Below are 22,315 nucleotides of genomic sequence, written 5' to 3'. Positions count from 1 at the left end.
GTACGGGGAAACGGCTACCGGTGGGGCGGGTGCGTACGGCAGGATCCTGGGATGGAGCGTGTACGTGACCTTTCCGAGCTGCCGAAAGCCCATCTGCACCTGCACTTCACCGGCTCGATGCGGCCGGCCACCGTCCTGGAGCTGGCCGACAAGTACGGCGTACGCCTGCCCGAGGCGCTGACGGACGCCCTCACCAGTGGCGAACCTCCCCGGCTGCGCGCCACGGACGAGCGGGGCTGGTTCCGTTTCCAGCGGCTGTACGACGCGGCGCGCTCCTGCCTGCGCGAGCCGGAGGACATCCAGCGGCTGGTCCGGGAGGCCGCCGAGGAGGACCTGAGGGACGGCTCGGGCTGGCTGGAGATCCAGGTGGACCCGACGTCGTACGCGCCGCGGCTGGGCGGTCTGATCCCGGCCCTGGAGATCATCCTGGACGCGGTCGACACGACGTCGCGGGAGACCGGCCTCGGCATGCGCGTCCTGGTCGCCGCGAACCGGATGAAGCATCCTCTGGACGCGCGCACGCTGGCCCGGCTGGCGGTGCGGTACGCGGACCGGGGCGTGGTCGGCTTCGGTCTCTCCAACGACGAGCGGCGGGGCATGGCGCGGGACTTCGACCGGGCCTTCCACATCGCGCGGGACGGCGGTCTGCTGTCGGCCCCCCACGGGGGCGAGCTGACCGGCCCGGCGTCGGTCCGGGACTGCCTGGACGACCTGCACGCCACGCGGATCGGGCACGGGGTGCGGGCGGCCGAGGACCCGCGGCTGCTGAAGCGGCTGGCGGACCGGGGCGTGACCTGCGAGGTGTGCCCGGCCTCGAACGTCGCGCTCGGCGTGTACGAGAAGCCGGAGGACGTGCCGCTGCGCACCTTCTTCGAGGCGGGCGTGCCGATGGCCCTGGGCGCCGACGACCCGCTGCTGTTCGGCTCCCGGCTGGCCGCCCAGTACGAGATCGCCCGCCACTCCCACGGTTTCTCGGACGCCGAGCTCGCGGAGCTGGCCCGGCAGTCTGTGCGGGGCTCGGCCGCGCCGGAGGAGGTCAGGGCGCGGCTGCTGGCCGGCGTGGACGACTGGCTGACGCGCCCGGCCGCCTGACGTCACACGGCGGGCTCCGCGACGGAGATCCCGCCCAGCAGGGTCTTCGCCAGCCGGGCGGCGAACTCGTCGACCGCCGGACGTTCACCGCTGTCGGTGGCGTCGTAGGCGAACGCGCGCTGGGCGCAGGCGCCGAGGAGGAGGGACGCGGCGGCGTAGGTGTCGGCACCGGCCCGGACCCGGCCCGCGGCCTGTTCGGCGCGGAGGTAGGCGTCCAGGCCCTGGATGGGCAGATGCGGGCCGGCGCCGAGGGTGCGCAGGGCGTCGTCATGGCGCCGCTTGAGCTGGGTCTCGGCGTACAGCGAGGCGGCGATCGGGAAGCTCTGCTCGTAGAAGAGGGCGGCCTGGCGGGCGATCTCGGTGAGGTTCTCCTCCAGGGTGCCCCGGCCCGGTTCGGCGGCGAGACCGCCGAGCAGCGGGGTGAGCCGGGGCAGGCGTTCGGTGAGGACCCGTACGAACAGCTCTTCCTTGCTGTCGAAGTGCTTGTACAGGGCCGCTTCGGAGCAGCCGGCCGCGCGGGCGATCTCCTTGGTGGTGGCGCGGGCGAGTCCGACGGTGAGCATCAGCTCGTGGGCGGCGTCGAGGATGCGGACACGCGTCGGCTTCGTCTCCATGGGGCTCCTTCTCGGCTCTTGACGAGTGGGTAAGTGCTTACCCACTCTAGGAGGGCAGTGGGTGAGTGAGTACTCACCCACTCTTTCGGAGCAGGGGGAGACGATGAAGCTGACTGTTTTCGGTGCCACCGGGGGAATCGGCCGGGAGCTGGTCCGCCAGGCGCTGGACGCCGGGCACGAGGTGACGGCGGTCGTACGGGACCCGGCCCGGCTCGGTGTCACCGGTGATCGCCTCGAGGTCGTGCACAGCGATCTGGCCGGCCCGGAGGAGCTGCGGGCCGCCGTCCGGGGCCGGCACGCCGTCCTGTCCGGGCTGGGCGCACGCGGCCGCAAGGACGCCGGGGTGGCCGCCCGGCTGACCCGTACGGTCCTGGCCGCCATGGAGGCGGAGGGCGTGCGCCGGCTGCTGGTGGTCAGCGCCGGCCCGGTCGGGCCTTCCCCGGCGGACGACGGCGCCCTGGACCGCGGGATGCGGGGCCTGGTGTCGGCGATCCTCAAGGACGTCTACGCCGACCTGCGCGATATGGAGGCCGAGCTGGCCCGCAGCGGCACGGACTGGACGTCGGTACGGCCGCCGCGCCTGCGGGACAAGCCGCTCACCGGCCGCTACCGCACGGTGGTCGGCGGCTTCCCGCCCAAGGGCCGCTTCATCGCGCGCGCGGACGTCGCGCACGCGATGCTCTCGATGATCGACGCCGAGGAGACGCTGAAGCAGGGGGTGGGAGTCGCCTACTGAGCCGGCCCGGGCCCGGGCCCGGCGCGTCCTCGCCCGAGGTGAGGGTCGCGGGCCTACCCGCCGAAACCGGCCCGACCCAGCTCGGCCCGGCTACAGGCTCACGCCCACGGTCACCGGCTCGTTGACCAAGGTGACGCCGAAGGCCTCGCGGACGCCGGCGACCACCTCGCGGGCGAGAGCCAGCAGGTCCTCGGTGGTGGCATCGCCCCGGTTGGTGAGGGCGAGGGTGTGCTTGGTGGAGATGCGGGCGGGGCCGGTGCCGTAGCCCTTGGTGAAGCCCGCCTTGTCGATCAGCCAGGCCGCGGACGTCTTCGTGCGGCCCTCCCCCGCCGGGTAGGCGGGCGGCTCGACGCCGTCGCCCAGCCGCTCGCGCACGCGCGCGTGGAACGCGGCGAACTGCTCGGCGGTGAGGATCGGATTGGTGAAGAAGGAACCGGCCGACCAGCTGTCGTGGTCCTCGGGGTCCAGCACCATGCCCTTCCCGGCGCGCAGCTTGAGCACGGTCGCGCGGGCGTCGGCCAGCGGCACCCGGTCGCCGGGCTCCACGCCGAGCGCGCGGGCCGCCTCGGCATACTTGACCGGCGCGGACAGCCCGCCCGCGTCCTCCAGCTCGAAACGGACCCGCAGCACGACATAGCGCTCGGGGTCGGCCTTGAAGCGGCTGTGGCGGTACGAGAACGCGCACTCCTCGTTCGTCAGCGTGACCGTCTCGCCGGCCCGCCGGTCGTAGGCGATCACTTCCGTGATCGTCGACGAGACCTCCTGCCCGTAGGCACCGACGTTCTGGATCGGTGTGGCGCCCGCGGATCCGGGGATGCCGGCCAGGCACTCGACCCCGGCGAGCCCGGCCTCCACGGTGCGGGCGACGGCGTCGGTCCACACCTCGCCGGCCGCCAGCTCCAGGGTCGTGCCGCGCAGTTCCACACCGCGTGTGGCGATGCGCAGGGCGGTGCCGTCGAAGCCCTTGTCGCCGATGACCAGGTTCGATCCGCCGCCGATGAGCAACAGCGGGGTGCCGCTGTCGTCGGCCTCGCGGACCGCGGCGATCACCTCGGCGTCGGTCGTGGCGGTCACCAGCCGCGTCGCGGGACCGCCCAGCCGGAAGGTGGTCAGCGGGGCAAGGGGGGCGTCGTGGAGTACCTGCACGGGCCCAAGACTACGAGACACCTACGACAGCCCCGCACACACGAACGGCCCCGGCCGGCCGGAGACACCCGCGAGGGCCTCCCGGCCGCCCTCTCGGTGCTCCGGGCGGGGCTTGTGCGGCTTGACTGCCGGGAGCGGACGCGCGCCTGCGAGGAGAGCCGGTGACCGTTGGTGGCGGAGCCGAAGCCGTCGATGCCGGATTCGGTGACGCTCGGTGACCGCTGGTGACCGATGCGGGGGCTGTCGGCCGCTGTCGGTGGGAACGGGAGCCGTCGGCCGGCGGTACGCGCGGTGGCTGTCGGCCGACCGGTGCTGACGCGCACGCGCGCGTGGATCGACGGCTCACGCCGGTCCACGCGCGCGTGCGCGATCTGTCGGCCCGCGGCTAGGTGAGCCGCCGTACCACGTCCTCCCAGCTCACCGGCAGGTCCTCGGCGGTGGCCTGCCAGCCGGCGAACCTGGCGGAGTGCATCTGGGCGGCCAGGGAACGGGAGGTGGGCCGGTGGGCGCCGGAGCGCGCGAACTCCTTCAGCGCCTCGGCGGACTCCCAGGCGGACAGGGTCCAGAAGGTCCGCCGCAGGGGCCGCGCCCGGAGGGTGGCGCCGTAGCAGCCCGGGGCGCGGCCGACCTGTCGCCATACGGCCGGTGTGCGGGCGAGGAAGCGGAGGGCGCCCCACAGGGTGCGGGTCTCGAAGCGGGAGGCGAAGACGTGCACCTCGGTGCCGGGCGGCGGGGTGTTCGGCGCGGTCCAGGGCAGGGTGGGCATCGCGGGCTCCTTGCGTGGGTCGGCGCGGGTCAGCGAGCGGTGGTTTCGAGGACCGGTGCGGGTGCCTGTCCGGCCGCCGTGGCGGCCCGGCCCGCGCTGCGGCGGGCGGGGATCACCAGGGCCGCGGCCGCGGCGAGGGCGACCACCACCGAGCCGGTGACCAGGGCCGGCCGCAGGCCGTCCACGAAGTTCTGCGCGGACTCGTAGCCGCCCCGCGCGGAGAAGATCGAGGACATGACCGCGATGCCGAGCGCGCCGCCCACCTCGCGCAGTGCGTTGTTCGCGCCGGAGGCGATGCCCTGCTCCTGCGGGCGGACGCTGGACATGACCAGGTTGGCGGCCGGTGCGAAGTACAGGGCCATGCCGATGCCGCTGATGATCAGGGCGGGCAGCTGGACGGCGTAGGAGGCGTCCGCGGTGGCCACCCAGGCCATGTAGCCGAGGCCGGCCGCCTGCAGGAAGAGGCCCGCGGCGACGACCGGGCGGCCCCCGATGCGGTCGGAGAGGATGCCGGCGACGGGCGCGACGAGCATCGGCATGCCGGTCCACGGCAGCATCCTGAGCCCCGCCTCGGTGGGCGAGTAGCCGAGGACGCCCTGCATGTACTGGCTGAGCAGGAAGATCGAGCCGAACATCCCGACGAACATCAGCAGGCTGGCCGCGTTGATCCCGGCGAAGGCGCGGGAGCGGAACAGTCGCATCGGCAGCATGGGGGCGGCGGCGCGGGAGCTGTAGAGGACGAAGCCCGTCAGCAGCGCTCCGCCCGCGATCAGCGCGGTCAGCACCACGGCGTCGGTCCAGCCGTCGGCGGGCCCGCGGACCAGGCCGTACACGATCCCGAAGAGACCGCCGCTGGCGAGCAGGGTGCCGGGGATGTCGAGCCGGGCGACGGTGCCGTGGGACTCGGCGAGTCGCAGCCGGGCGAGGGGCAGGGTGACCAGGCCGAGCGGGACGTTCAGCCAGAAGATCCAGTGCCAGGAGGCGTGTTCGGTGAGGCTGCCCCCGATCAGCGGTCCGGAGGCGACGGCGAGCCCGTTGACGGCGCCCCAGATGCCGTAGACCATCCCCCGCCTGGCCGCGGGGACGGCCGCGGTCAGCAGGGTGAGGGTGAGCGGCATCATCACGGCCGCGCCGGCGCCCTGGACCGCGCGGGCGGCGATCAGGGAGCCGATGCCGGGGGCCATGGCCGCGGCGGCGGAGGCACCGGTGAACACGGCGAGTCCGGCGATGAAGAGACGGCGGCGCCCGAAGCGGTCGCCGAGCGCGGCGCCGAACATCAGCAGGACGGCGAAGGTGAGCGTGTAGGCGCTCACGGTCCACTCCAGGTCGTCCAGCGCCCCGCCGAGGTCCTCGCGGATGGAGGGCAGGGCGGTGGTGACGACGAGGTTGTCCAGGGCCGCCATGAATCCGGCGACGCTGGTGATGGCGAGGGCCCACACGGCCCCCGCGCGCGATGTGGTGGCGGGTGTTGCTGTCTGCTGTGCCATCGGTCCCCCAGAATGACCTTCGGTTAGTTATTGATGACTAACTTCCGTGGGCATGAGAAGGCGTCACCGCCGCCCAGCCCCCGCTACTTCTCCAGGCGCCCCGTCGTCCGAGCCGACGGATAGAGCCCCTCCCACACCCGGTGCTCGGGCGGAAAGCCCATGGCCACCAGGCAGTTGATCAGCATTCCGTACGCCAGGAAGGTGGTCGTCTCGTCGACGTCCGCGCCGAGCGGCAGATGCACCGTTTCCCACAGCCGCATCCAGCCGGCCCGTACGGACTCGCCGAACTCGACGTCGCCCTCCTCCTCGGCGGCCGACACCGCGACGTACATCTGCATCTGCATCATCAGCCGCTCGGGCCGTTCGACGATGACCGTGGTGTACGCGTTCGCCATGGCGTGCAGGGCCTCTTCGCCCCGCAGCCCCTCGGACGCCTCCTCGAAGGTCCGGATGGTGTCGTCCACGCAGCGTTCCGCCGCCGCCAGGAAGATCGCCTTCTTGCCCGGGAAGAGGCGGAAGAGGTACGGCTGTGACACCCCGACCCGTCTGGCGATCGCCTCGGTGGAGGTGCCGTGGTACCCGCCGCGCGCGAACTCGGCCATCGCCGCGCGGATGACGCTCTCGCGCCGCTCTTCTGCACTCATCCTGGCCATGCGGCTAAGTTAGTACTCAATCACTAACTTAGCAAGGCGGCTTCCCGCGCGGGGTACGTGTAAGGGGCGTCCTCCCAGAGAGGACGCCCCTTACACCGGTGACTCCGCGGCCCCATGTCCGTGGCCGTGCGGCCCCGTCCGTCAGGCCAGTCGTACGACCGCGCGGGACATGCCCAGCACCTTCTGGCCGGCGCTCGTCGCCGTGAGGTCCACCCGCACGGTGTTGTCGTCCAGCTTGGCCGCGACCTTGCCGCTGACCTCGACGAGGGCACCCTGGTCGTCGTTCGGGACGACGACGGGCTTGGTGAAGCGGACGCCGTACTCCACGACCGCACCGGGGTCCCCGGTCCAGTCCGTGACCACACGGATCGCCTCGGCCATGGTGAACATGCCGTGCGCGATGACGTCCGGCAGGCCCACCTCCTTGGCGAACTTCTCGTTCCAGTGGATCGGGTTGAAGTCGCCGGAGGCGCCCGCGTAACGCACCAGCGTGGCACGCGTCACGGGGAAGCTCTGCGCCGGCAGCTCGGTGCCGACCTCGACGTCGTCGTACGTGATCTTCGCCGTCATCGGGTCCTCACGCCTCCTCGGCCGCGCGGGCCACGAGCTTGGTCCAGGCGGTCACGACATGCTCGCCCGCCTCGTCGTGCACCTCGCCGCGGATGTCCAGGATGTCGTTGCCCGCGAGGGACTTGATCCCCTCGATGGTGGAGGTGACCGTCAGTCGGTCGCCGGCGCGCACCGGGCGGACGTAGGCGAACTTCTGGTCGCCGTGCACCACGCGGCTGTAGTCGAGCCCCAGCTGCGGGTCCTCGATGACCTGTCCGGCGGCCCGGAAGGTGATGGAGAACACGAAGGTCGGCGGGGCGATCACATCGGGGTGGCCGAACGCCTTGGCGGCCTCGGGGTCCGTGTACGCCGGGTTGGTCTCGCCCACCGCCTCGGCGAACTCGCGGATCTTCTCCCGGCCCACCTCGTAGGGCGCGGTGGGCGGATAGGTCCGTCCCACGAAGGACTGGTCGAGCGCCATGGCCCGGCACCTCCTGATGTCTGCTGTACTGGCCCCAAATTAGCCGGAATCCGGCCACGGGATGCGCCCGGGGCCAGTGGCGACGGTGGGGCGTCGAGCCGGTGAAAACGCCGTGAGGCCGCCCCCTCGGAAGGGGACGGCCTCACGGACGAGCCTGATTATCGCGTTTCGCGGTGCGCGGTGTGCGCGTTGCAACGCGGGCAGTGCTTCTTCATCTCAAGTCGATCCGGGTTGTTACGCCGGTTCTTCTTGGTGATGTAGTTCCGCTCCTTGCACTCCACGCAGGCCAGCGTGATCTTCGGGCGGACGTCGGTGGCAGCCACGTGAGTGCTCCTAAGACGAACGGATGGACTAATTCAACGCAAGAAAGAGTAGCCGATCGAAGGACCGACCCCACAATCGGCTACTGTCAGTAGCGGTGACCGGACTTGAACCGGTGACACAGCGATTATGAGCCGCTTGCTCTACCGACTGAGCTACACCGCTTTGATGAGATCAGCCCCCGCCTTGCGACGGGAACCTCTCACACCAGAGCCCCAAAACGGAATCGAACCGTTGACCTTCTCCTTACCATGGAGACGCTCTGCCGACTGAGCTATTGGGGCGAGCGATGAAGACATTACACGGTCCGCCGCCGTTCACCCAAATCCGTATCCAGCCCCCCGCCCCGGCCCACCTCACCGCCCCCTCGACAGCCCCCGGAGCCCCGTACGGCACGGCTCTCCACCACCGGCGCGCCACAGGTGCGGGGACCCCGGGGTCCGGGTGGGCGGGCCGCCCAGGCCGCGGTGCGCGCGGCGGCGGCACGCGTGCGTGGACACGAACCGGGTCCGTACGGAGGAGGCGAAGGGGGCGGCACACGCGCGTGGGCGTCATCGGCTGCGGCGCCGGTCACGCGCGCGGACGACACGCGTACCGCCTGGGGCGGACCACGCCGGTACGACTATTGCGCTCCTCCGCGACCCACGCGGTTCGCGACCCTAGGCTCGACTCACTCTGCGTGATCTTGGGGCCGTACCGTCCCGATCCCTCACGCCGGTCCGCCCGAGCCCCGGCCCCGACCCTGGAGCGCGATGCCCGACAGCCAGCCGCAGCCGCAACCGCCGTCGAACTCCTCGAACTCGTCGGGGTCCTCGGGACCTTCCGACCCGGCCGCCCTCCTGCTCTGCGGGGCGCGGCTCACCGACGGCCGGACCGTGGACGTGCGCCTGGGCAGGGGTCGTATCGAGGCGGTGGGCACGACGGGCAGTCTCGCGCCGGGCCCGCTCCGCAAGGGAGCCACACGGGTGGACCTGAGCGGCTATCTGCTCCTGCCCGCCCCGGCCGAACCGCACGCCCACGGCGACACCGCCCTGTCCGCCGAGCGTCCCGGCCCGGCGTCGTGCGCCCCCGAGGACGTCCAGCGCCGGGCGACGGAGGCCGCTCTGCTGCAACTCGGGCACGGGGCGACGGCCGTACGCGCGCACGTGCGCGTGGGCGACGTCCAGGGGCTCGGTGCGCTGGGCGCCGTCCTGCAGGCTCGGCGGTCGCTGCGCGGGCTGGCGGAGCTGACGACGGTGGCCATGCCACGGCTGCTGACCGGGGTGGCCGGGGCGGACGGGCTCGCGATGCTGCGGGACGCGGTGAAGATGGGCGCCGCCGTGGTGGGCGGCTGTCCGGATCTGGACCCGGATCCCACCGGCTATGTGGAGGCGGTCCTGGAGGTGGCCTCCGAGCACGGCTGTCCGGTGGACCTGCACACGGACGCCGCGGACCCGGCCCGGCTGTCCCGGCTCGCGGCCATGGCGGGGGGCCTGCGCCCCGGCGTGACGATCGGACCGTGCGCCGGTCTCGCACGTCTGCCCACCGAGGCCGCCCGCCGCGCCGCCGACCAGCTCGCGGCGGCCGGCGTGGCGGTGGTGTGCCTGCCCCAGGGCGGTTGCGGCGGCGCCGACCGGCGGGGCGCCGCGCCGGTACGGCTGCTGCGCGCGGCCGGGGTGCGGGTGGCGGCCGGCAGCGGGGCCATGCGCGACGTCTCGAACCCCGTCGGGCGCGGCGACCCCCTGGAGGCGGCCTTTCTCCTCGCCTCCGCGCACGGCCTGCGTCCGGAGGACGCCTACGGCGCCGTGTGCGGCTCGGCCCGCGCGGTGCTGGGCCTGCCGGAGGTGCGCGTGGAGGCGGGCTTCCCCGCCGAGCTGCTCGCCGTACGCGGCGACCATCTGGCCGGCGCACTGTCCCTGGCCTACAGCCGCATCGTGGTGCACCGCGGCCGGGTGGTGGCCCGTACCAGCGCGGTGCGCGAGTACTGCAACTCGGCGGCGGCAGCGGAACTGGGGCTGCCGCGGCAGGGGCGCGGGGAAGTGTCCTGAGCGTGCGCCGGGCGCGCCTGGGTGCCGTGCGTCCGGCCTGCGCGGCCCGCCCCGGCCAACCCGTGCGGCGAATGCGGCCCTTCGGGCGTACGGTCGGAATCATGCGCATTGTCATCGCTGGTGGTCATGGTCAGATCGCGCTGCGGCTGGAGCGTCTGCTCTCCGCGCGCGGGGACGAGGTCGCGGGCATCATCCGCAAGTCCGAACAGGGCGACGACCTGCGTGCGGCGGGCGCCGAACCGACCCTGCTCGACCTGGAGTCCGCCTCGGTGGAAGGCGTCGCGGCCCACCTGCAGGGCGCGGACGCGGCGGTGTTCGCGGCCGGCGCGGGCCCGGGCAGCGGCGCGGCCCGCAAGAACACGGTGGACAGGGACGCGGCGGTGCTGTTCGCGGACGCAGCCGTACGCGCGCGCGTACGCCGCTTCCTGGTGGTCTCCTCCATGGGCGCGGATCCCGGGCACCGGGGGGACGACGTCTTCGACGTGTACCTGCGCGCGAAGGGCGAGGCCGACGCCTACGTCAGCCGGCAGGAGGCGCTGGACTGGACGATCCTGCGTCCGGGCACGCTGACGGACGACGCGGGCACCGGCCTGGTGCGCATGGAAGCGCACACGGGGCGTGGTCACATCCCGCGGGACGACGTGGCGGCCGTCCTCGCGGAGCTGGTCGACACGCCGGCGACGGCCGGTCTCACGCTGGAGCTGATCAGCGGTTCGACGCCGGTGTCGGTCGCGGTCAAGTCGGTGGCCGGGAACTGAGAGGGGCCGCCGGCCGTTGACCGCTCGTACGCGCCGTGCGTCGCGCCGGCCATGCACCCCGCCCGATGGTCTGCTGACGATCCGCCAGAGCCTTCCCGCGCCTGCTGCCGGCTCGTCAGGCGTCAGGCGTCAGACTCGTCAGGCGTCAGGCGTCAGACTCGTCAGGCGTCAGAACAGTGGCAGCTGGCCGGGGAAGTCCGGCAGGACGTAGCCGTCCAAGGACGGCTGCGCTGCGCCGAGTTGCGCCTGCCGCCGCGAGCCGGCGCAGGAGACGAGGTCTCCGCTCTCCCGCGTTCCGGGCGGGTCGTGCCGCGCGAAGCGGCCCGCCACGACGGCGATCTCGCGACGGCACACGGGACAGGTTCTGCGGCGGGAGGACATGCCGTCAGTGTGCCCGGAACGGGACGCCCGTGCGCCACCGGCCGACCCCCGTGCGGCGACGGCGCGCGTGGTCAGGTCCGGGTCTCCGCCTCCCACCGGTCGGGGCCCACCCCGCGCCAGTCGATCAGCGGCGAGTCGGCCACCTCTTCCGGTTCGATCTCCAGCCCCGCCCGGCGGAGGAACTCCACCAGGTCCCGCACATTGTGCGCGAGGCCGAGAATCTCGCCGTCCACCCGTACCCGGCGTCCGCCGGTCGGGGACGGCAGGTGCACGATGATGGGACGTTTCCCGGCCATGGCTCCAGCATCTTCCGGACCGCCCGGGCGCGCACCCGGGCCGGTCATTCGAGAATTCCGAGCGCGGTGTCCGGCCGGCACAGCGGGCACGCGGGGACACCTCCGTCGGTGAGGGCCCGTACCGCCTGCTCCCGCCCGACACCCTTCGCCCGGCCGCCGGCGCCCGTGCAGTCGCCGACATGGACGTACACCGCGCTCCGGCCGTTCAGGCCGCGCTCGACGGCCCACTCGGGAGCGGCCTGCCGGACGGCGAGGCGGCGCTGCCGTTCCGCCTCGCGGCGCTCCTCGTCGGCGATCCACCGGTCGATCAGCGCAAGCTGCCGGGCAGCCTGATGTTCGACGACGCGGCGGGCGAAGCGCAGCATGTCGAGACGCGTCAGCGGACGGTCCTCGTTCACACGTTCGATTCTAGTGAAGTCTACGGGAGGTGCGACCAGCGGGATCCCCCGAACCGGTGGGAGGGCAGGCCGAGCGGCCGGCGGGGCACGCCGGCGCCCGTCCCCGGGCCGGATCGGCGAGGAGCGTCGACCGCTCGGCCACCGGGTGACGTCCGCCCTTTTCGCGTGGCGGTTTCTTGGCACCCAGGCGGTATGGGCAGCCCCTGTCCGCCGGGAGCGCCGTCGCGACGCCTGTCTCCGGTGCCGGAGAGCGTCGTGGCGGTTCGTACGGTCGGCGCTGGACGGCGTCGCGCCGGACAGGGTGGACACCGCCGAGCTGCTGGCCGGCGAGCTGGTCACCAACGCGGTGATCCATGCCTGTACCGAGATCGAGGTGGTGGCCTGGGTCGTCGAGGGCCAGGCCGTGTGCGGGTCAGCGACCGGCGCCCGGAGAGCGGGCTGGTGCCGCACGACCGTCACTCCTACGTCTGCACCGGCAGGGGCCTGGCCCTGGTCGAGGAGCCGGCCGCCGGCCACGGCGTCCACAGCGGCGAGGACCGCAAGACGGTGTGGTTCGAGCTGTGGCCCGAGGCGCCGGCACCGCCGGCGTCCGCGTGGGAGACCGTGGCACCGTCCGACCGGACCGTGAGCGTGACGCTGAACGACGTGCCGTACGCCCTGTACTGGACGGCGCAACAGCAGTGGGAGGGGCTGCTGCGCGAGCTGTTCCTCGCCGCCTCCAGCGACCACGGCACCGGCGTGCGGCCGGAGGACCTCGCCCTCGCGCAGGACGTCGGCAACATGATCTGCGCGTCCATGACGGTGGCGGTGGAGCAGGAGACGCCCGACAGCTCGACGCTCTCCCTGCAAGTGGCGTTCGCGGCGGACCCGGTCCACGCGTCCTGGCCCTGCGCCGGGTCCTGGAGGAGGCCGATGCGGCGGCGCAGCAGGGCAGTCTGCTGGTCCTGCCGGCCCTCCCCCAGATCCGGGCCTTCCGCCACTGGCTGCTCGACCAGATCACCGGCCAGCTGGCCGGGAGCGTCCCACCGCGTGGACACAGGTCCCCGGCACGCCGAGCGCCACTCCGATGGATCTGGCGCCCTGGGACGCGAGCGAGGTGGAGGCGGCCACCGTGCCGACCGTGGCGGCCGACGACGGCAACCGGATCATCGCGGTGAACGATCCGGCGGCGAGCCTGCTGGGCTGGCAGGCGCACGATCTGGTCGGGCAGCGGCTGACCGCGGTCATCCCCGAACACCTGTGCAAGCGCCACGCGGCGGCCTTCAGCTCGCTGCTGCTCACCGGCGAGTCCCGCATCCTGGGCCGTCAGATACCAGTGCCCGCGCTGCACCGTGACGGCCGTGTGATCCCCGTCCGGCTGTCCATCCAGACCCAGGAAGCGGTCGACGGACGCACCGTGTTCGTCGCCCAGCTCACCACGACGACGGCTCCCCCCGCCCCTCCGGACACTCCGCGGGACGGCCGACACGCAACGCGGCCGGTGCCGGGCCCGGTGCACCTGCCGACCACCACCAGGAAGACGACGGTGGGCCCGAGCAGGGCGGTGCCGGAGTGGCTGTCCCTGTTCGCCGACGCCGGCCGGGCGCTGACCGGCACCCTCGATCCGGAGGAGAGACTGCAACGCCGCCTGGACGTGGCGAGCCACACCCTGTCCCCGCAGTCCACCGCCACCTGCGTCTACGGCCTGGTCAAGTGCGACGGCGGCGCCGAGGTCCTGCACCACTCGTCCGCCGGCCATCTGCCGCTCCTGATGACCACCCAGGAGGGCGAGACCCGGTACCTGGACGCGGGCCGGGGCCTGCTGATCGGCATGGACCCCGGTGTACCCCGCCTCTCCGCCCGCGACCCGCTGCCACCCCACTCCACCCTGCTGCTCTTCACCGACGGCCTCATCGAACGCCGCGGCGAATCACTCGACGACGCCATGGTCCGGCTCCGGCGGCACACCACCGATCAGGCCCGAGCGCCCCTCGATGTCTTCTGCGACGAAATGATCATCAAATTCGGCGCCGACACCACCGACGACATCGCCCTGCTCGCCCCGCGCCCCACCCCGCCCGCCCGGGCCGCTCGTCCCGACCGGGCCGGGGTCCGCGACAACGGCATCAACGGATGATCAACAGGAAGTTTTACAGGCTCGCGCATCGTCCGCTTTTCACTCCTCATACAGGCTGCTGACAGGCCCACATAATTGAGCTGGATATTCTTAGTAATCCTTCACCCGTTCGCGGCGCACCCACCACCGGATGGCGGCGTTAGTTACAACATGACGAAGGTAATGACGGGACGGGCACTGGAATCGGCTCCAAGCTCATCCCGCTCGACTGCTGGGCGGCCCCCCGTGCGGCTGGGTTCCTACACCTACCTGCCTGCATCGACCGGCATGGATACCGCCAAGGGAGTCCTGCTGAAGGGTGGGCTTCCCGTCACACTCGAGGTGACCGAGGACATCCTCCAGCAATTCATGGACGCGATCACATTCCTGGAGGAAAGCCTCTCGAGAGGCTGGGTCAGTTCGGGGGTCTCGTTCGGCGCCCTCTCGGCGGAATGATCAAACCGGCTCATGACTCCTGAGTTCGGGTATCACCCCGAGTTTCCCGTCGACTATCCAGACGTATACCAGGAATACCAGGAGTACCAGGAGTACCAGGGGGGTGGGGGACGGCACCGCGCGCCCGCCGACGAGTTCTGCCCGCCCCTGGTCGCTCCGGACTCTAGCTGGGACCCCGCTGAGGAACTGGCTTTCATGCTGCGCGACTCCATCGAGCAGCAGCCGAGGATTCCGGCGGCGCGCCACGAGGACCATCTCGCCGGTCCGGCCGCGAAGACCCCGCGCGAGGCCCTGGTGGAGCTCACGGCCGAGCTGCCGCCGGTGAAGGCTCCACCGCGAGGACATCGCAAGGTCAGGGCACGGCAGCGTCCGAGCAATATCCGGATCGCCGGTTACGTCATCGTCGCGCTGGCGACGGCCATCGCGTCCGCCGTGAGCACCTTCGGCGGCCTGATCGCCTATGACCCGCTGCGATTCGTGGCGGCGTCCCGCACGCAGAGCAGTGTGGTCTCCTGGTGGCCCCTTCTCGTTTTCGGCCCCTGGCTGGTCGCGTCGCTTTCCATTCTCCGGGCGGCGCTGTATCAGCGCCGGGCTTTCCATTCCTGGTCCGTGCTTCTGGTCTTTTCCGCGATCGCCATGACGCTGTGCGCCGCGCAGGCACCGAGGGACATCGTCAGCGTCGCGACTGCCGCCCTGCCGACTTTCGCTTCTCTGGCCTGTTTTCAGCAGGTGGTACGTCAGATCACGCTTACCAGGCCGCCCCGGCGGAGCCTTCCGCGACACAGGGTGCAACCGCCCGAGGCACTCACCGAGGAAGCGGTGACCGAACAGCCGCCGCAGGCCGGTGTGCCGTCGGCCGGCGGTGACCGCCCGCAAAAGCACCACGAACGTTTTTCCGCCCGTTCTCCCGTCGGCGCGCCGCTGACACAGCAGCCCGAGAACGACAGCTGGAATCGGCCCGCGGTCAACGGCGGGACGGTGTGGCGGCGGCGGTCGGGCGACCCGTGAGCGGCGGGCCGGCGCCCCGTGCCGCTTCGGGTCCGCCGGCAACGCTCCGTGCAGGCTGCCGGGGCCCGCGTAAAAGCGCCCGGGGCTCGCGTTAAGGCCCCGGGGCCCATGAAGGACTTCCTCCGGGGCCGGGATGGGCTTGTGGACCGGCGGCGAGGCTTCCGGGGCCCGCCGCTCAGCCGGATGTGCCGGCCAGGGCGCTCCTGGCCTCCGGGACGGCGTCCACCGGACCCCGGCAGCCATGACCGACGGGTGAGCCCGTACGTACTCCGGCCGCGTCTCCGCCGGCCACGCCGAGAACACACCGGCGCGGCCGGCGTCGACCGCGAAGCCGACGTACGACGCCGATACACGGAGCCGACGCCACGACGACGACTCGCGAACCCGGATCACGAGCCGGATCACGAAGCCGATCACGGTCCAGAACAGTTGAAGGTCGACATCAATGACGCATGCGTGCAGACCAGTTAGGGCGCCAGTTCGGGCACACCCCGTCGGCCACCGCACCCGCGGCCGGTCCTTACCTCCCGATCCCGGTCAGTCGGACGACGGCAGGTCGCACCGCGGACCGCTGCTCCCGCACAGTCCGGGGGGACGCCCGCCCGGTAGCGGGGCCTTGGCCGAACTCCCCGTAAGAGGCGCCCGATGAACAGCCCTGCCATCGCGCATCCGCATCTCCCCGACGTGGCCCGGCTCCGCCCCCGGCAGCAGATGGCGCTGGACTGTGCCATGTGCGCCCGCCCGCTGGGAGCGAGCGGCCGGGTGCTGTGCGAGCTGCGACACCGCGGGCTGCTCTTCCGGCTCTGGGTCTGCACACCCCGCTGCCAGCCTGCCGGACCGACCACGCGGCACACTCCCCGGCCTTGATGCGGCGCGGGCGATCGCCTGCCCCGCCCGCGGCGACCGCCCGGCCGCATCGACCGACGAAAGGGCCCGTCTCCAGCACTCTCGCTGGTCACGGGCCCTTTCGGGCGTATGACGGCGCCAGAAGCCGAAGCCGGGAGAGCTGGGCCGGCAGACGCACGGACTGGCGCCCCACGGATGCCCTCACGCATGCCACGGCTGCCCCACGCGAAGGCCGCGAACCGAAATTCCGCCGGCGTGCAACCCGCCGCGGGTGTTCGGGAGTACCTACGAGCGGACGTCCCCGCCGCGGCCACCGCTCCCGGTGGCCGGGGCGGGCCGGCACGCGGGCCCAGCGTGCCGGCCGTCGACGACCGCCCGGCGTGGCGCCGGGCGGCGGCTTTGAAGGAGAAAAAGCTCCGTGGCTCTCAGTTCTGCAAGGAAGGCGGCCATAGCGGCCGTCGCGATCGGCGCACTCGGCGGGATCTCGTTCGGTGCCTCCGCGAGCGAGGCGGCGCCGGGCCCGGCCCCGCACTCGGCCTCCGCACCCGTGGCCGCCGTCGCCAAGCGGTCCGCTCCCGCCCACCGGCAGGTGCCGCGGGTGGTCACGCAGGTGATCGGCAAGGGCCGGGTGGACGGGCACCGTTGGTCGGTGGCGCTGGAGTTCCACCGCACGCTGCCCAAGGGCTACACCCCGCCCACGTACCCCGACGGGACCACCGCGCCCGGCACCTCGCTGCTGTGCCAGCGGATGTACATCGGCGGCGTACGCATCGACCACCAGGGCGGACCCTGGGCCGACTGCCAGCCCGTCACCGGCACCCACGACCCCAACGGCTCCGGGGGAATGGGCCTGTGGGGCCTGCACGACAAGGGCCTCAGCGGCAGCCGGCTGATGGTGTCCACCCCCGCGGCCGACGTCGCCTACGGCGTCGTGTCCCTCTCCGACGGCACCCGGATGAAGGCCACCACCGCCACCGTCCGCGGCACCGGCTACCGCGCCTGGGCCGCCCCCGTCCCCGACGGACGCACCATCACCGCCGTCGACCAGTACGACGCCCACGACAACCGACTCAGCCACGACACCAACTGGCAGTGACCACCCAGAGAAGGACGGGCACCTCCTGCTGTGCAGCCACCTGACCGCAGGGCCGCGGACGGCGGACCCGAATCGGAGTTCACCCGGTTCGTCACCGCCCGTTGGCGGGCCCTGACCCACACCGCGTACCTCCTCACCGGTGACTTCCACGAAGCGGAAGACCTGGTGCAGACGACGCTGGCGAAGGTGTACCCGCACTGGCAGCGGCTGGAGCCGGAGCGCGCCGAACACTACGTTCGGCGCGCACTGGTCAACACCAACCGCAGTCGGCATCGCCGCCGCAGGATCACCCACCTCCTTCTCCCGTCGCTGCCCGACACCGGCCCCGTCCACGACGACGGGGCCGGTGTCGGGCACATGGACGTGTACGACACCCTGGCCCGCGAGCTCGCCGACCTGCCCGAGCGACAGCGGGCGGTCGTCGTGCTGCGCTACTGCGAGGATCTGTCCGTCGAGGAAGTGGCGGACGTCCTCGGCTGTTCGGTCGGCACCGTGAAGAGCCAGGCGTCCCGGGCCCTGGCCAAACTGCGCACCCGGTCGACGCTCGCCCGCACCCGCCTGCCCAGCCGCCCTGCGGAGGCACGATGACCCCCGACCACGGCCATGAAGACTGGGCACGCGCCGCCTTCGCCCGGTCACGCGCCGCCTATCCCTCGTCCCAGGCCCCCGTCGGCCGGATCCTGACCGCCGCGCGCGCCCGCAGGAAACGCCGCCGTGTCGCGGCCGCCGTGGCCAGTGCCGCGTGCGTCCTCGGCCTCGGCCTGGCGGTTCCGCTCCTCAAGCCGGCCCCTGGTGCCGTCGACCCCGCGCGCCGGCCCTCGCCCGCGGCGAGCTCCCCCCTCACGCCGACTCCCGACACGGTCGGCGTCCGGGTGGCCGAGGGGACGACAGGCCGACACCGTTGGTCGGTGGCGCTGGAGTTCCACCGCACGCTGCCCGAGGGCTACACCCCGCCCACGCTCCCCGACGGAACCACCGCATTCGGCACCTCGCTGCTGTGCCAGCGGATGTACATCGGCGGCGTACGCATCGACCACCAGGGCGGACCCTGGGCCGACTGCCAGCCCGTCACCGGCACGCGAGATCCCCAGGCCGTCGGCGGAACGGGGCTCTGGGGCCTGCACGACAAGGGCCTCAGCGGCAGCCGGCTGATGGTGTCCACCCCCGAGGCCGACGTCGCCTACGGCGTCGTATCCCTCTCCGACGGCACCAGGATGAAGGCCACCACCGCCACCGTCCCCGGCACCGGCTACCGCGCCTGGGCCACAGCCGTCCCCGACGGACAGACCATCACCGCGGTCGACCAGTACGACACCCACCACCACCGGCTCGGCCACGACACCAACTGGCGATGAGCGGAGACACGTTGGCCGCGCGCACTCCCCAAGGGGCCGCATGAAGGCGGCCGGCTTCGGCCGGCCCGCCGAAGTGGAGCCGCTCGGCACCGAGTTGCGTGCGCGACACGAACGGGAGGTACCGACAGATAGCGCAACAGTTCGTAGAACGCGTGCTTCAATGACCGCATGGTGGAGGATGGCGCATCCCTGGGACCGTTGGAACTGACGCGCGGCCGTTGGGGAATCGGGGACGCCACACGCCCGGACACCCACTGGGTGGAGTTCCGCCCCGACGGGCTCCACCAGCGCGAGCCGGACTCCGAGGGACGGCTGATCCCGTGGTCCGGGATCATGTCCGGCATCTGGCTCACCTGGGGCAAGACCTCCGGGAACACGGACTCCAGGGGCATGTACACGCTGAAGGGGACGGTCGCCGGGCGCGAGGGCGGCTGGATGCACATGACGCTGCGCCGGCCGTACGAGGACTGCCGGCTGCGCTTCGACCGGCACGCGCGCCCGTACCGTGCGGTGGACGCCCTCCGGCTGGAGTATCTGCTGCGGCAGCTCATCGACGAGGGACGGCCGCATCTCCTCGGCTCCCCGGAGTGGGTGGGCCGGGCCGTGGCACACCTGGCCGGCGGGAAGAACAGCTGGATCACGCAACGTGCGCTGCGGCAGGCGACGGCGGAGGCCCTGGAAGCGGCCGGACCGGTCAGCCCCTGACAGCCGGCGGTCGCGGCGGCGCCGACGAGCAGGCCGGCGGGACCCCGCCGCAGCACATGCGGGGGCAGGGCGAAGCGTGGTCGGCCCCACTGGCCGGGGGCCGCATCCACTCGCGCTCAGGAGCAGAGATTCACGTGCCGGACGGCCAGGACGTGCCCCGCCGCGTCGATCAGCCGGCTGCGGGCGAGGTGTCCGCCGGCCACCGCGTCGGTGATCGCCGTGGCGATCGCGGACGTCTGCGAGGCGACATTGCTCCCCAGGTCGAACAGGACCATGTCGGCGCCTGAGCGCAGGGCCTGGACGGAGGCGGCGGGGACGCTGAAGCCGGCTGCGGAGATCGCCTTGGCGCTGAGGGAGTCGGTGATCACCAGCCCCTTGAAGCCCAGCCGTCCGCGCAGCACGGTGTTGATGTCGGTCGGTGACAGGCTCGCCGGATTGCTGCCCAGGCCCGGAACGATGTTGTTGGAGACCATGATGGCCGGGGCGCCTGCCTTGATGGCCGCCGTGAACGGCGGGATGGCCACCTTCTGCAGGGTGGACCAGGGCAGGGTGCGGGCGGGACCGAAGTCGGAGTTGTAGCTGGAGCCGCCGAGGCCCGGGAAGTGCTTGACGACCGGTATCACGTTCCCGGCGCGCAGCCCGTTCATGTACGCGACACCGTCCTTGGAGACCACCGAGGTGCTTCCGCTGAAGGACCGCCATCCGTCGGGGTTGGTCCTGCCGGGGGCCACGTTCCTGCCGTCGACGTCGACCACCGGCGCGAGGTCCATGTTCACCTGGGCGGCCGCCATCTTGGCGGCGACCTTCGTGACGTTCTGCTGGATCTGGGCCGGGGTCCAGTGCGCTCCCATGTAGGCGGGCCAGGGCAGGGACCCGGCGAGGTTCGCCATGCGCTGGATGCCGCCGCCCTCCTCGTCGGTCATCACCAGCAGGCCCAGGTGTCCGGGTACGTGGGACTTCAGGGTGGTCAGCCGGGAGCCGAGGTCGGACGGTGCCTTGCTGCCGAACAGGATCACCCCGCCCGCGCCGGCGCTCACCTCGGCAGTGGCGTCGGACACGGAGGTCTCCGACACGGGGACGGCGATGGTCAGCATGGCCAGCCGGCGGTTGGACCACCCGGCCAGCTTCGTGCTGTTGGTGCAGGCGGCTGCGGCGCGGTCCGGAACGAGGGACGTCGGGGAGCCGGAGCGCCCGGAGGAGGGCACGCCGGTGCTGTCGATGGACGGGGACGCCGTGAGGGTGCCCACACCCCAGCCGGTCACAAGCGTCGCCGCCACGGCGGTGGCGCCCAGTCTTCTCGCGTTCCTGGCCCGGTCCGGGAGCCGCGGTGGTGCTGTCGTGCTTCTGCGGTCACGGTACGACGGGAGTTTCATCGCCTGGCCTCCTTCGGTGAGTCGCGACGGTGCCCGTCGCGCTGAGGGCCGTAGGAGCCGAGGTGGGCTCCACGAAGCGTGAGATGCGCTTGAGCCCGTGTTTGTTCGAGGCTCCGCGGTCGGCGCCCTACCAGAATCCCGCGTTTCACGGTCCACCGGAAAGTCGGCCGACGTGAGCGGTTCAGCTCAGCGAGGAGAGGGATCACGGGCTACACCCACCGGCTGACCACGACGCCCCCACGGACTCGGGGCGCCTCCCCCTGCGACCTGCTCGGCGAGACGCCTCACCCGATCGTCTCGCCCGGATTGCAGCCCCGGCAGAGTGAGTCAACGGTTGACACAAGGGCATCCTCCCCAGTCGCGGAGTCACCGATGACCCCTAAGTACCGATTCAACGGTATCGCCGTTCAACGCTCGCCCAGGGAAGACGAGAAACGCGAACCCAAGGAAGACGGGGACGCAGACTTCACTTTTTTTCACATAGTCATCTGGGCGCCACTCGTCGCATTGATAGCCCTGGCCGCATACTCCGTATCCACTGCCGGCCTCAGCACGTTCGCCGTCGGCACGTTCGTCTCCGCAGCGTCGGCGAGCGTCGGCGCCTTCCTCGGCTTTCTGTTCGGCATCCCGAGAGAGATAGCACAACGCTCGGAGCCCAACCATTCCGACGCCAGCCCCATCGTCTCCAACACCAACCTGGAACAGGTTTCCGACTGGGTGACCAAGATACTGGTCGGCGTGGGCCTGGTGCAGATAGGAACCATAGGGGTGAGCGCGCACCGTCTTGCTCGCGTCGTGGGGTCGGGCTTGAAGGACAGCGAAACCGCACGCGCCAGAGTGGTTGGCTTCTCACTGATCACACTGTTTCTCGTATGGGGCTTTCTGGTCACCTACCTCGCCTCCAGGACGCTGGTCCGCAAGTTCTTCGCCCGGCTGCTCGACGAGGAGGCAGTCAGGCGCATCAGCCTCAAAGCCTCACGGGAGGCGCAGGAGCAGGAAGAGCAGAGGTCACGAGCGGACGCCGGGGCATTCGTGCTGACGGATCGAGCCCTGAAGCCGGGCGCCGGCAGCCCCGCCGTGACACAGGCCGAGCTGACGGAGGCCATGAAGAAGGCCGGCGAACGAACACGGGCTCAGATATTCAACACAGCCAGCAGCTTCCGAAGCGCCAACAACCTACCCGGAGCCAAGGAGAAGATGGCACGCGCCGCAATGGTTTTCCAGGCGCTTATCGAAGCCGACCCAGAGGCAAACTATCACCGACCCCGGGCGGAACTCGGCTACATCTTCAAAGACAGCACTCAACCCGACTGGGGCAAGGCGGAAGAGTACCTGACCGCCGCCCTGACCGCCGCGATCGACATCAGGAACACTTCATCTCCCGAGACTTGGCCCATCTACGAGTTCAATCGCGCCAAATGCCGCATCATGCAGGATCCCGCGCACGAAGGCCCGTCCGCGGATGCCGTGCGCAACACGGTGCTCGACGACCTCCGAGTGGCCTCGATGCAAATGGAGAACAAAGTGGCGTCCGACAGCGTCATCAGGCCGTGGCTCGATCGCAACGGGATCACCCCCGGCAGCATCACATCAGGCACATGACGCCAACCCCAGAGATGCGGAGTGACATCCGCCGACATCTGGACATCAGCCTCCTCGCAGAGCCCGACCGCCAG

Annotated in this window: 26 protein-coding genes and 2 tRNA genes; 13 read left to right on the top strand and 15 right to left on the bottom strand. The window is 71.7% G+C overall.

Annotated elements, in window-relative coordinates; all coding sequences use genetic code 11:
• Positions 1 to 51: 51 nt before the first annotated feature.
• Positions 52 to 1,092: an adenosine deaminase gene (locus FHS34_RS13440; protein ID WP_184964712.1), complete on the top strand. Its 1,041-nt coding sequence runs from the start codon at positions 52 to 54 to the stop codon at positions 1,090 to 1,092.
• 2 nt (positions 1,093 to 1,094) lie between these two features.
• On the opposite strand, the gene FHS34_RS13435 is transcribed toward FHS34_RS13440, so the two are convergent.
• On the bottom strand, positions 1,095 to 1,706 hold the full coding sequence (locus FHS34_RS13435; protein ID WP_184964710.1) for a TetR/AcrR family transcriptional regulator: 612 nt from the start codon (positions 1,704 to 1,706) through the stop codon (positions 1,095 to 1,097).
• 103 nt (positions 1,707 to 1,809) lie between these two features.
• On the opposite strand from FHS34_RS13435, the gene FHS34_RS13430 reads away from it, so the two are divergent.
• The gene (locus FHS34_RS13430) at positions 1,810 to 2,442 is read left to right on the top strand and encodes an NAD(P)-dependent oxidoreductase (RefSeq protein WP_184964708.1); all 633 of its coding nucleotides are present in this window, start codon (positions 1,810 to 1,812) and stop codon (positions 2,440 to 2,442) included.
• A 90-nt stretch (positions 2,443 to 2,532) separates the two neighbouring features.
• Here the strand turns inward: FHS34_RS13430 and FHS34_RS13425 are convergent, their stop codons facing one another.
• The 9 genes from FHS34_RS13425 to FHS34_RS13385 form a co-directional block, all read right to left on the bottom strand.
• Positions 2,533 to 3,588 carry a UDP-N-acetylmuramate dehydrogenase gene (locus tag FHS34_RS13425; protein ID WP_184964706.1) on the bottom strand — a complete coding sequence of 352 codons (1,056 nt, stop codon included), beginning with the start codon at positions 3,586 to 3,588 and terminating at the stop codon, positions 2,533 to 2,535.
• A gap of 385 nt (positions 3,589 to 3,973) precedes the next feature.
• Complete coding sequence (locus FHS34_RS13420; RefSeq protein ID WP_184964704.1) at positions 3,974 to 4,354, bottom strand: DUF3291 domain-containing protein; 381 nt, start codon at positions 4,352 to 4,354, stop codon at positions 3,974 to 3,976.
• Between the two features lie 29 nt (positions 4,355 to 4,383).
• A complete protein-coding gene (locus FHS34_RS13415) occupies positions 4,384 to 5,841 on the bottom strand; it encodes a DHA2 family efflux MFS transporter permease subunit (RefSeq protein ID WP_184964702.1) in 1,458 nt (485 codons plus the stop codon).
• A gap of 83 nt (positions 5,842 to 5,924) precedes the next feature.
• The gene (locus FHS34_RS13410) at positions 5,925 to 6,494 is read right to left on the bottom strand and encodes a TetR/AcrR family transcriptional regulator (protein ID WP_184964700.1); all 570 of its coding nucleotides are present in this window, start codon (positions 6,492 to 6,494) and stop codon (positions 5,925 to 5,927) included.
• 141 nt (positions 6,495 to 6,635) lie between these two features.
• Entirely contained in the window at positions 6,636 to 7,064 is a 429-nt protein-coding gene (locus tag FHS34_RS13405; protein WP_184964698.1) for a MaoC family dehydratase, read from the bottom strand.
• Between the two features lie 7 nt (positions 7,065 to 7,071).
• The gene (locus FHS34_RS13400; RefSeq protein ID WP_184964696.1) at positions 7,072 to 7,524 is read right to left on the bottom strand and encodes a MaoC family dehydratase N-terminal domain-containing protein; all 453 of its coding nucleotides are present in this window, start codon (positions 7,522 to 7,524) and stop codon (positions 7,072 to 7,074) included.
• A 158-nt stretch (positions 7,525 to 7,682) separates the two neighbouring features.
• On the bottom strand, positions 7,683 to 7,847 hold the full coding sequence (gene rpmG, locus FHS34_RS13395; protein WP_003948671.1) for a 50S ribosomal protein L33: 165 nt from the start codon (positions 7,845 to 7,847) through the stop codon (positions 7,683 to 7,685).
• 90 nt (positions 7,848 to 7,937) lie between these two features.
• Positions 7,938 to 8,010 (bottom strand) — tRNA-Met (locus FHS34_RS13390).
• Positions 8,011 to 8,056: 46 nt separating this feature from the next.
• Positions 8,057 to 8,129 (bottom strand) — tRNA-Thr (locus tag FHS34_RS13385).
• 468 nt (positions 8,130 to 8,597) lie between these two features.
• Here FHS34_RS13385 and FHS34_RS13380 point away from each other — a divergent pair.
• The gene (locus FHS34_RS13380; protein WP_184964693.1) at positions 8,598 to 9,872 is read left to right on the top strand and encodes an amidohydrolase family protein; all 1,275 of its coding nucleotides are present in this window, start codon (positions 8,598 to 8,600) and stop codon (positions 9,870 to 9,872) included.
• Between the two features lie 101 nt (positions 9,873 to 9,973).
• Positions 9,974 to 10,630 (top strand): SDR family oxidoreductase, encoded by a 657-nt coding sequence (locus FHS34_RS13375; RefSeq protein ID WP_184964691.1) that lies wholly within the window; start codon positions 9,974 to 9,976, stop codon positions 10,628 to 10,630.
• A 168-nt stretch (positions 10,631 to 10,798) separates the two neighbouring features.
• On the opposite strand, the gene FHS34_RS13370 is transcribed toward FHS34_RS13375, so the two are convergent.
• The 4 genes from FHS34_RS13370 to FHS34_RS43790 form a co-directional block, all read right to left on the bottom strand.
• A complete protein-coding gene (locus tag FHS34_RS13370; protein ID WP_184964689.1) occupies positions 10,799 to 11,011 on the bottom strand; it encodes a hypothetical protein in 213 nt (70 codons plus the stop codon).
• Between the two features lie 71 nt (positions 11,012 to 11,082).
• On the bottom strand, positions 11,083 to 11,307 hold the full coding sequence (locus tag FHS34_RS13365) for a hypothetical protein (RefSeq protein WP_030641125.1): 225 nt from the start codon (positions 11,305 to 11,307) through the stop codon (positions 11,083 to 11,085).
• A 44-nt stretch (positions 11,308 to 11,351) separates the two neighbouring features.
• Entirely contained in the window at positions 11,352 to 11,705 is a 354-nt protein-coding gene (locus FHS34_RS13360; protein WP_184964687.1) for a DUF6233 domain-containing protein, read from the bottom strand.
• A 461-nt stretch (positions 11,706 to 12,166) separates the two neighbouring features.
• Positions 12,167 to 12,742, bottom strand: a complete 576-nt coding sequence (locus tag FHS34_RS43790; protein WP_308288311.1) for a hypothetical protein — start codon at positions 12,740 to 12,742, stop codon at positions 12,167 to 12,169.
• Between the two features lie 29 nt (positions 12,743 to 12,771).
• Between FHS34_RS43790 and FHS34_RS43785 the strand changes: the two genes are divergently transcribed.
• The 8 genes from FHS34_RS43785 (at position 12,772) to FHS34_RS13320 (ending at position 19,266) form a co-directional block, all read left to right on the top strand.
• Entirely contained in the window at positions 12,772 to 13,821 is a 1,050-nt protein-coding gene (locus FHS34_RS43785) for a SpoIIE family protein phosphatase (protein ID WP_308288312.1), read from the top strand.
• Between the two features lie 150 nt (positions 13,822 to 13,971).
• Positions 13,972 to 14,256 carry a hypothetical protein gene (locus FHS34_RS13350; RefSeq protein ID WP_225817596.1) on the top strand — a complete coding sequence of 95 codons (285 nt, stop codon included), beginning with the start codon at positions 13,972 to 13,974 and terminating at the stop codon, positions 14,254 to 14,256.
• Between the two features lie 12 nt (positions 14,257 to 14,268).
• Positions 14,269 to 15,264 carry a DUF2637 domain-containing protein gene (locus tag FHS34_RS13345; protein ID WP_184964683.1) on the top strand — a complete coding sequence of 332 codons (996 nt, stop codon included), beginning with the start codon at positions 14,269 to 14,271 and terminating at the stop codon, positions 15,262 to 15,264.
• A 645-nt stretch (positions 15,265 to 15,909) separates the two neighbouring features.
• Positions 15,910 to 16,131, top strand: coding sequence for a hypothetical protein (locus tag FHS34_RS13340; protein WP_184964681.1), 222 nt, complete (start codon positions 15,910 to 15,912; stop codon positions 16,129 to 16,131).
• 397 nt (positions 16,132 to 16,528) lie between these two features.
• Positions 16,529 to 17,206, top strand: a complete 678-nt coding sequence (locus FHS34_RS13335; RefSeq protein WP_184964679.1) for a hypothetical protein — start codon at positions 16,529 to 16,531, stop codon at positions 17,204 to 17,206.
• A 30-nt stretch (positions 17,207 to 17,236) separates the two neighbouring features.
• Complete coding sequence (locus FHS34_RS13330) at positions 17,237 to 17,794, top strand: SigE family RNA polymerase sigma factor (RefSeq protein ID WP_184964677.1); 558 nt, start codon at positions 17,237 to 17,239, stop codon at positions 17,792 to 17,794.
• Positions 17,791 to 18,561 (top strand): hypothetical protein, encoded by a 771-nt coding sequence (locus tag FHS34_RS13325; protein WP_184964675.1) that lies wholly within the window; start codon positions 17,791 to 17,793, stop codon positions 18,559 to 18,561. Before FHS34_RS13330 ends, FHS34_RS13325 begins: the two co-directional genes overlap by 4 nt.
• Positions 18,562 to 18,729: 168 nt before the next feature.
• Positions 18,730 to 19,266: a hypothetical protein gene (locus FHS34_RS13320; protein ID WP_184964674.1), complete on the top strand. Its 537-nt coding sequence runs from the start codon at positions 18,730 to 18,732 to the stop codon at positions 19,264 to 19,266.
• Between the two features lie 116 nt (positions 19,267 to 19,382).
• On the opposite strand, the gene FHS34_RS13315 is transcribed toward FHS34_RS13320, so the two are convergent.
• Positions 19,383 to 20,639, bottom strand: coding sequence for a glycoside hydrolase family 3 N-terminal domain-containing protein (locus FHS34_RS13315; RefSeq protein ID WP_184964672.1), 1,257 nt, complete (start codon positions 20,637 to 20,639; stop codon positions 19,383 to 19,385).
• Between the two features lie 372 nt (positions 20,640 to 21,011).
• Here FHS34_RS13315 and FHS34_RS13310 point away from each other — a divergent pair, with 372 nt between their 5' ends.
• Positions 21,012 to 22,241, top strand: coding sequence for a hypothetical protein (locus FHS34_RS13310; RefSeq protein ID WP_184964670.1), 1,230 nt, complete (start codon positions 21,012 to 21,014; stop codon positions 22,239 to 22,241).
• The last annotated feature ends 74 nt before the right edge of the window (positions 22,242 to 22,315 follow it).

It is taken from the genome of Streptomyces echinatus (assembly GCF_014203595.1).
Lineage (GTDB): Bacteria > Actinomycetota > Actinomycetes > Streptomycetales > Streptomycetaceae > Streptomyces > Streptomyces echinatus.
The sequence above is the reverse complement of the archived record's forward strand: the minus strand, read 5'-3'. Positions and strand labels throughout refer to the sequence as shown.

Bases quoted from the DNA above. Each gene is read 5' to 3' on its own strand.
- FHS34_RS13440 (WP_184964712.1), top strand. From the start codon at position 52: ATGGAGCGTGTACGTGACCTTTCCGAGCTGCCGAAAGCCCATCTGCAC.
- FHS34_RS13435 (WP_184964710.1), bottom strand. From the start codon at position 1,706: ATGGAGACGAAGCCGACGCGTGTCCGCATCCTCGACGCCGCCCACGAG.
- FHS34_RS13430 (WP_184964708.1), top strand. From the start codon at position 1,810: ATGAAGCTGACTGTTTTCGGTGCCACCGGGGGAATCGGCCGGGAGCTG.
- FHS34_RS13420 (WP_184964704.1), bottom strand. From the start codon at position 4,354: ATGCCCACCCTGCCCTGGACCGCGCCGAACACCCCGCCGCCCGGCACC.
- FHS34_RS13415 (WP_184964702.1), bottom strand. From the start codon at position 5,841: ATGGCACAGCAGACAGCAACACCCGCCACCACATCGCGCGCGGGGGCC.
- FHS34_RS13410 (WP_184964700.1), bottom strand. From the start codon at position 6,494: ATGGCCAGGATGAGTGCAGAAGAGCGGCGCGAGAGCGTCATCCGCGCG.
- FHS34_RS13405 (WP_184964698.1), bottom strand. From the start codon at position 7,064: ATGACGGCGAAGATCACGTACGACGACGTCGAGGTCGGCACCGAGCTG.
- FHS34_RS13400 (WP_184964696.1), bottom strand. From the start codon at position 7,524: ATGGCGCTCGACCAGTCCTTCGTGGGACGGACCTATCCGCCCACCGCG.
- FHS34_RS13380 (WP_184964693.1), top strand. From the start codon at position 8,598: ATGCCCGACAGCCAGCCGCAGCCGCAACCGCCGTCGAACTCCTCGAAC.
- FHS34_RS13375 (WP_184964691.1), top strand. From the start codon at position 9,974: ATGCGCATTGTCATCGCTGGTGGTCATGGTCAGATCGCGCTGCGGCTG.
- FHS34_RS13370 (WP_184964689.1), bottom strand. From the start codon at position 11,011: ATGTCCTCCCGCCGCAGAACCTGTCCCGTGTGCCGTCGCGAGATCGCC.
- FHS34_RS13365 (WP_030641125.1), bottom strand. From the start codon at position 11,307: ATGGCCGGGAAACGTCCCATCATCGTGCACCTGCCGTCCCCGACCGGC.
- FHS34_RS43785 (WP_308288312.1), top strand. From the start codon at position 12,772: ATGGATCTGGCGCCCTGGGACGCGAGCGAGGTGGAGGCGGCCACCGTG.
- FHS34_RS13350 (WP_225817596.1), top strand. From the start codon at position 13,972: ATGACGAAGGTAATGACGGGACGGGCACTGGAATCGGCTCCAAGCTCA.
- FHS34_RS13345 (WP_184964683.1), top strand. From the start codon at position 14,269: ATGACTCCTGAGTTCGGGTATCACCCCGAGTTTCCCGTCGACTATCCA.
- FHS34_RS13340 (WP_184964681.1), top strand. From the start codon at position 15,910: ATGAACAGCCCTGCCATCGCGCATCCGCATCTCCCCGACGTGGCCCGG.
- FHS34_RS13325 (WP_184964675.1), top strand. From the start codon at position 17,791: ATGACCCCCGACCACGGCCATGAAGACTGGGCACGCGCCGCCTTCGCC.
- FHS34_RS13320 (WP_184964674.1), top strand. From the start codon at position 18,730: ATGGTGGAGGATGGCGCATCCCTGGGACCGTTGGAACTGACGCGCGGC.
- FHS34_RS13315 (WP_184964672.1), bottom strand. From the start codon at position 20,639: ATGAAACTCCCGTCGTACCGTGACCGCAGAAGCACGACAGCACCACCG.
- FHS34_RS13310 (WP_184964670.1), top strand. From the start codon at position 21,012: ATGACCCCTAAGTACCGATTCAACGGTATCGCCGTTCAACGCTCGCCC.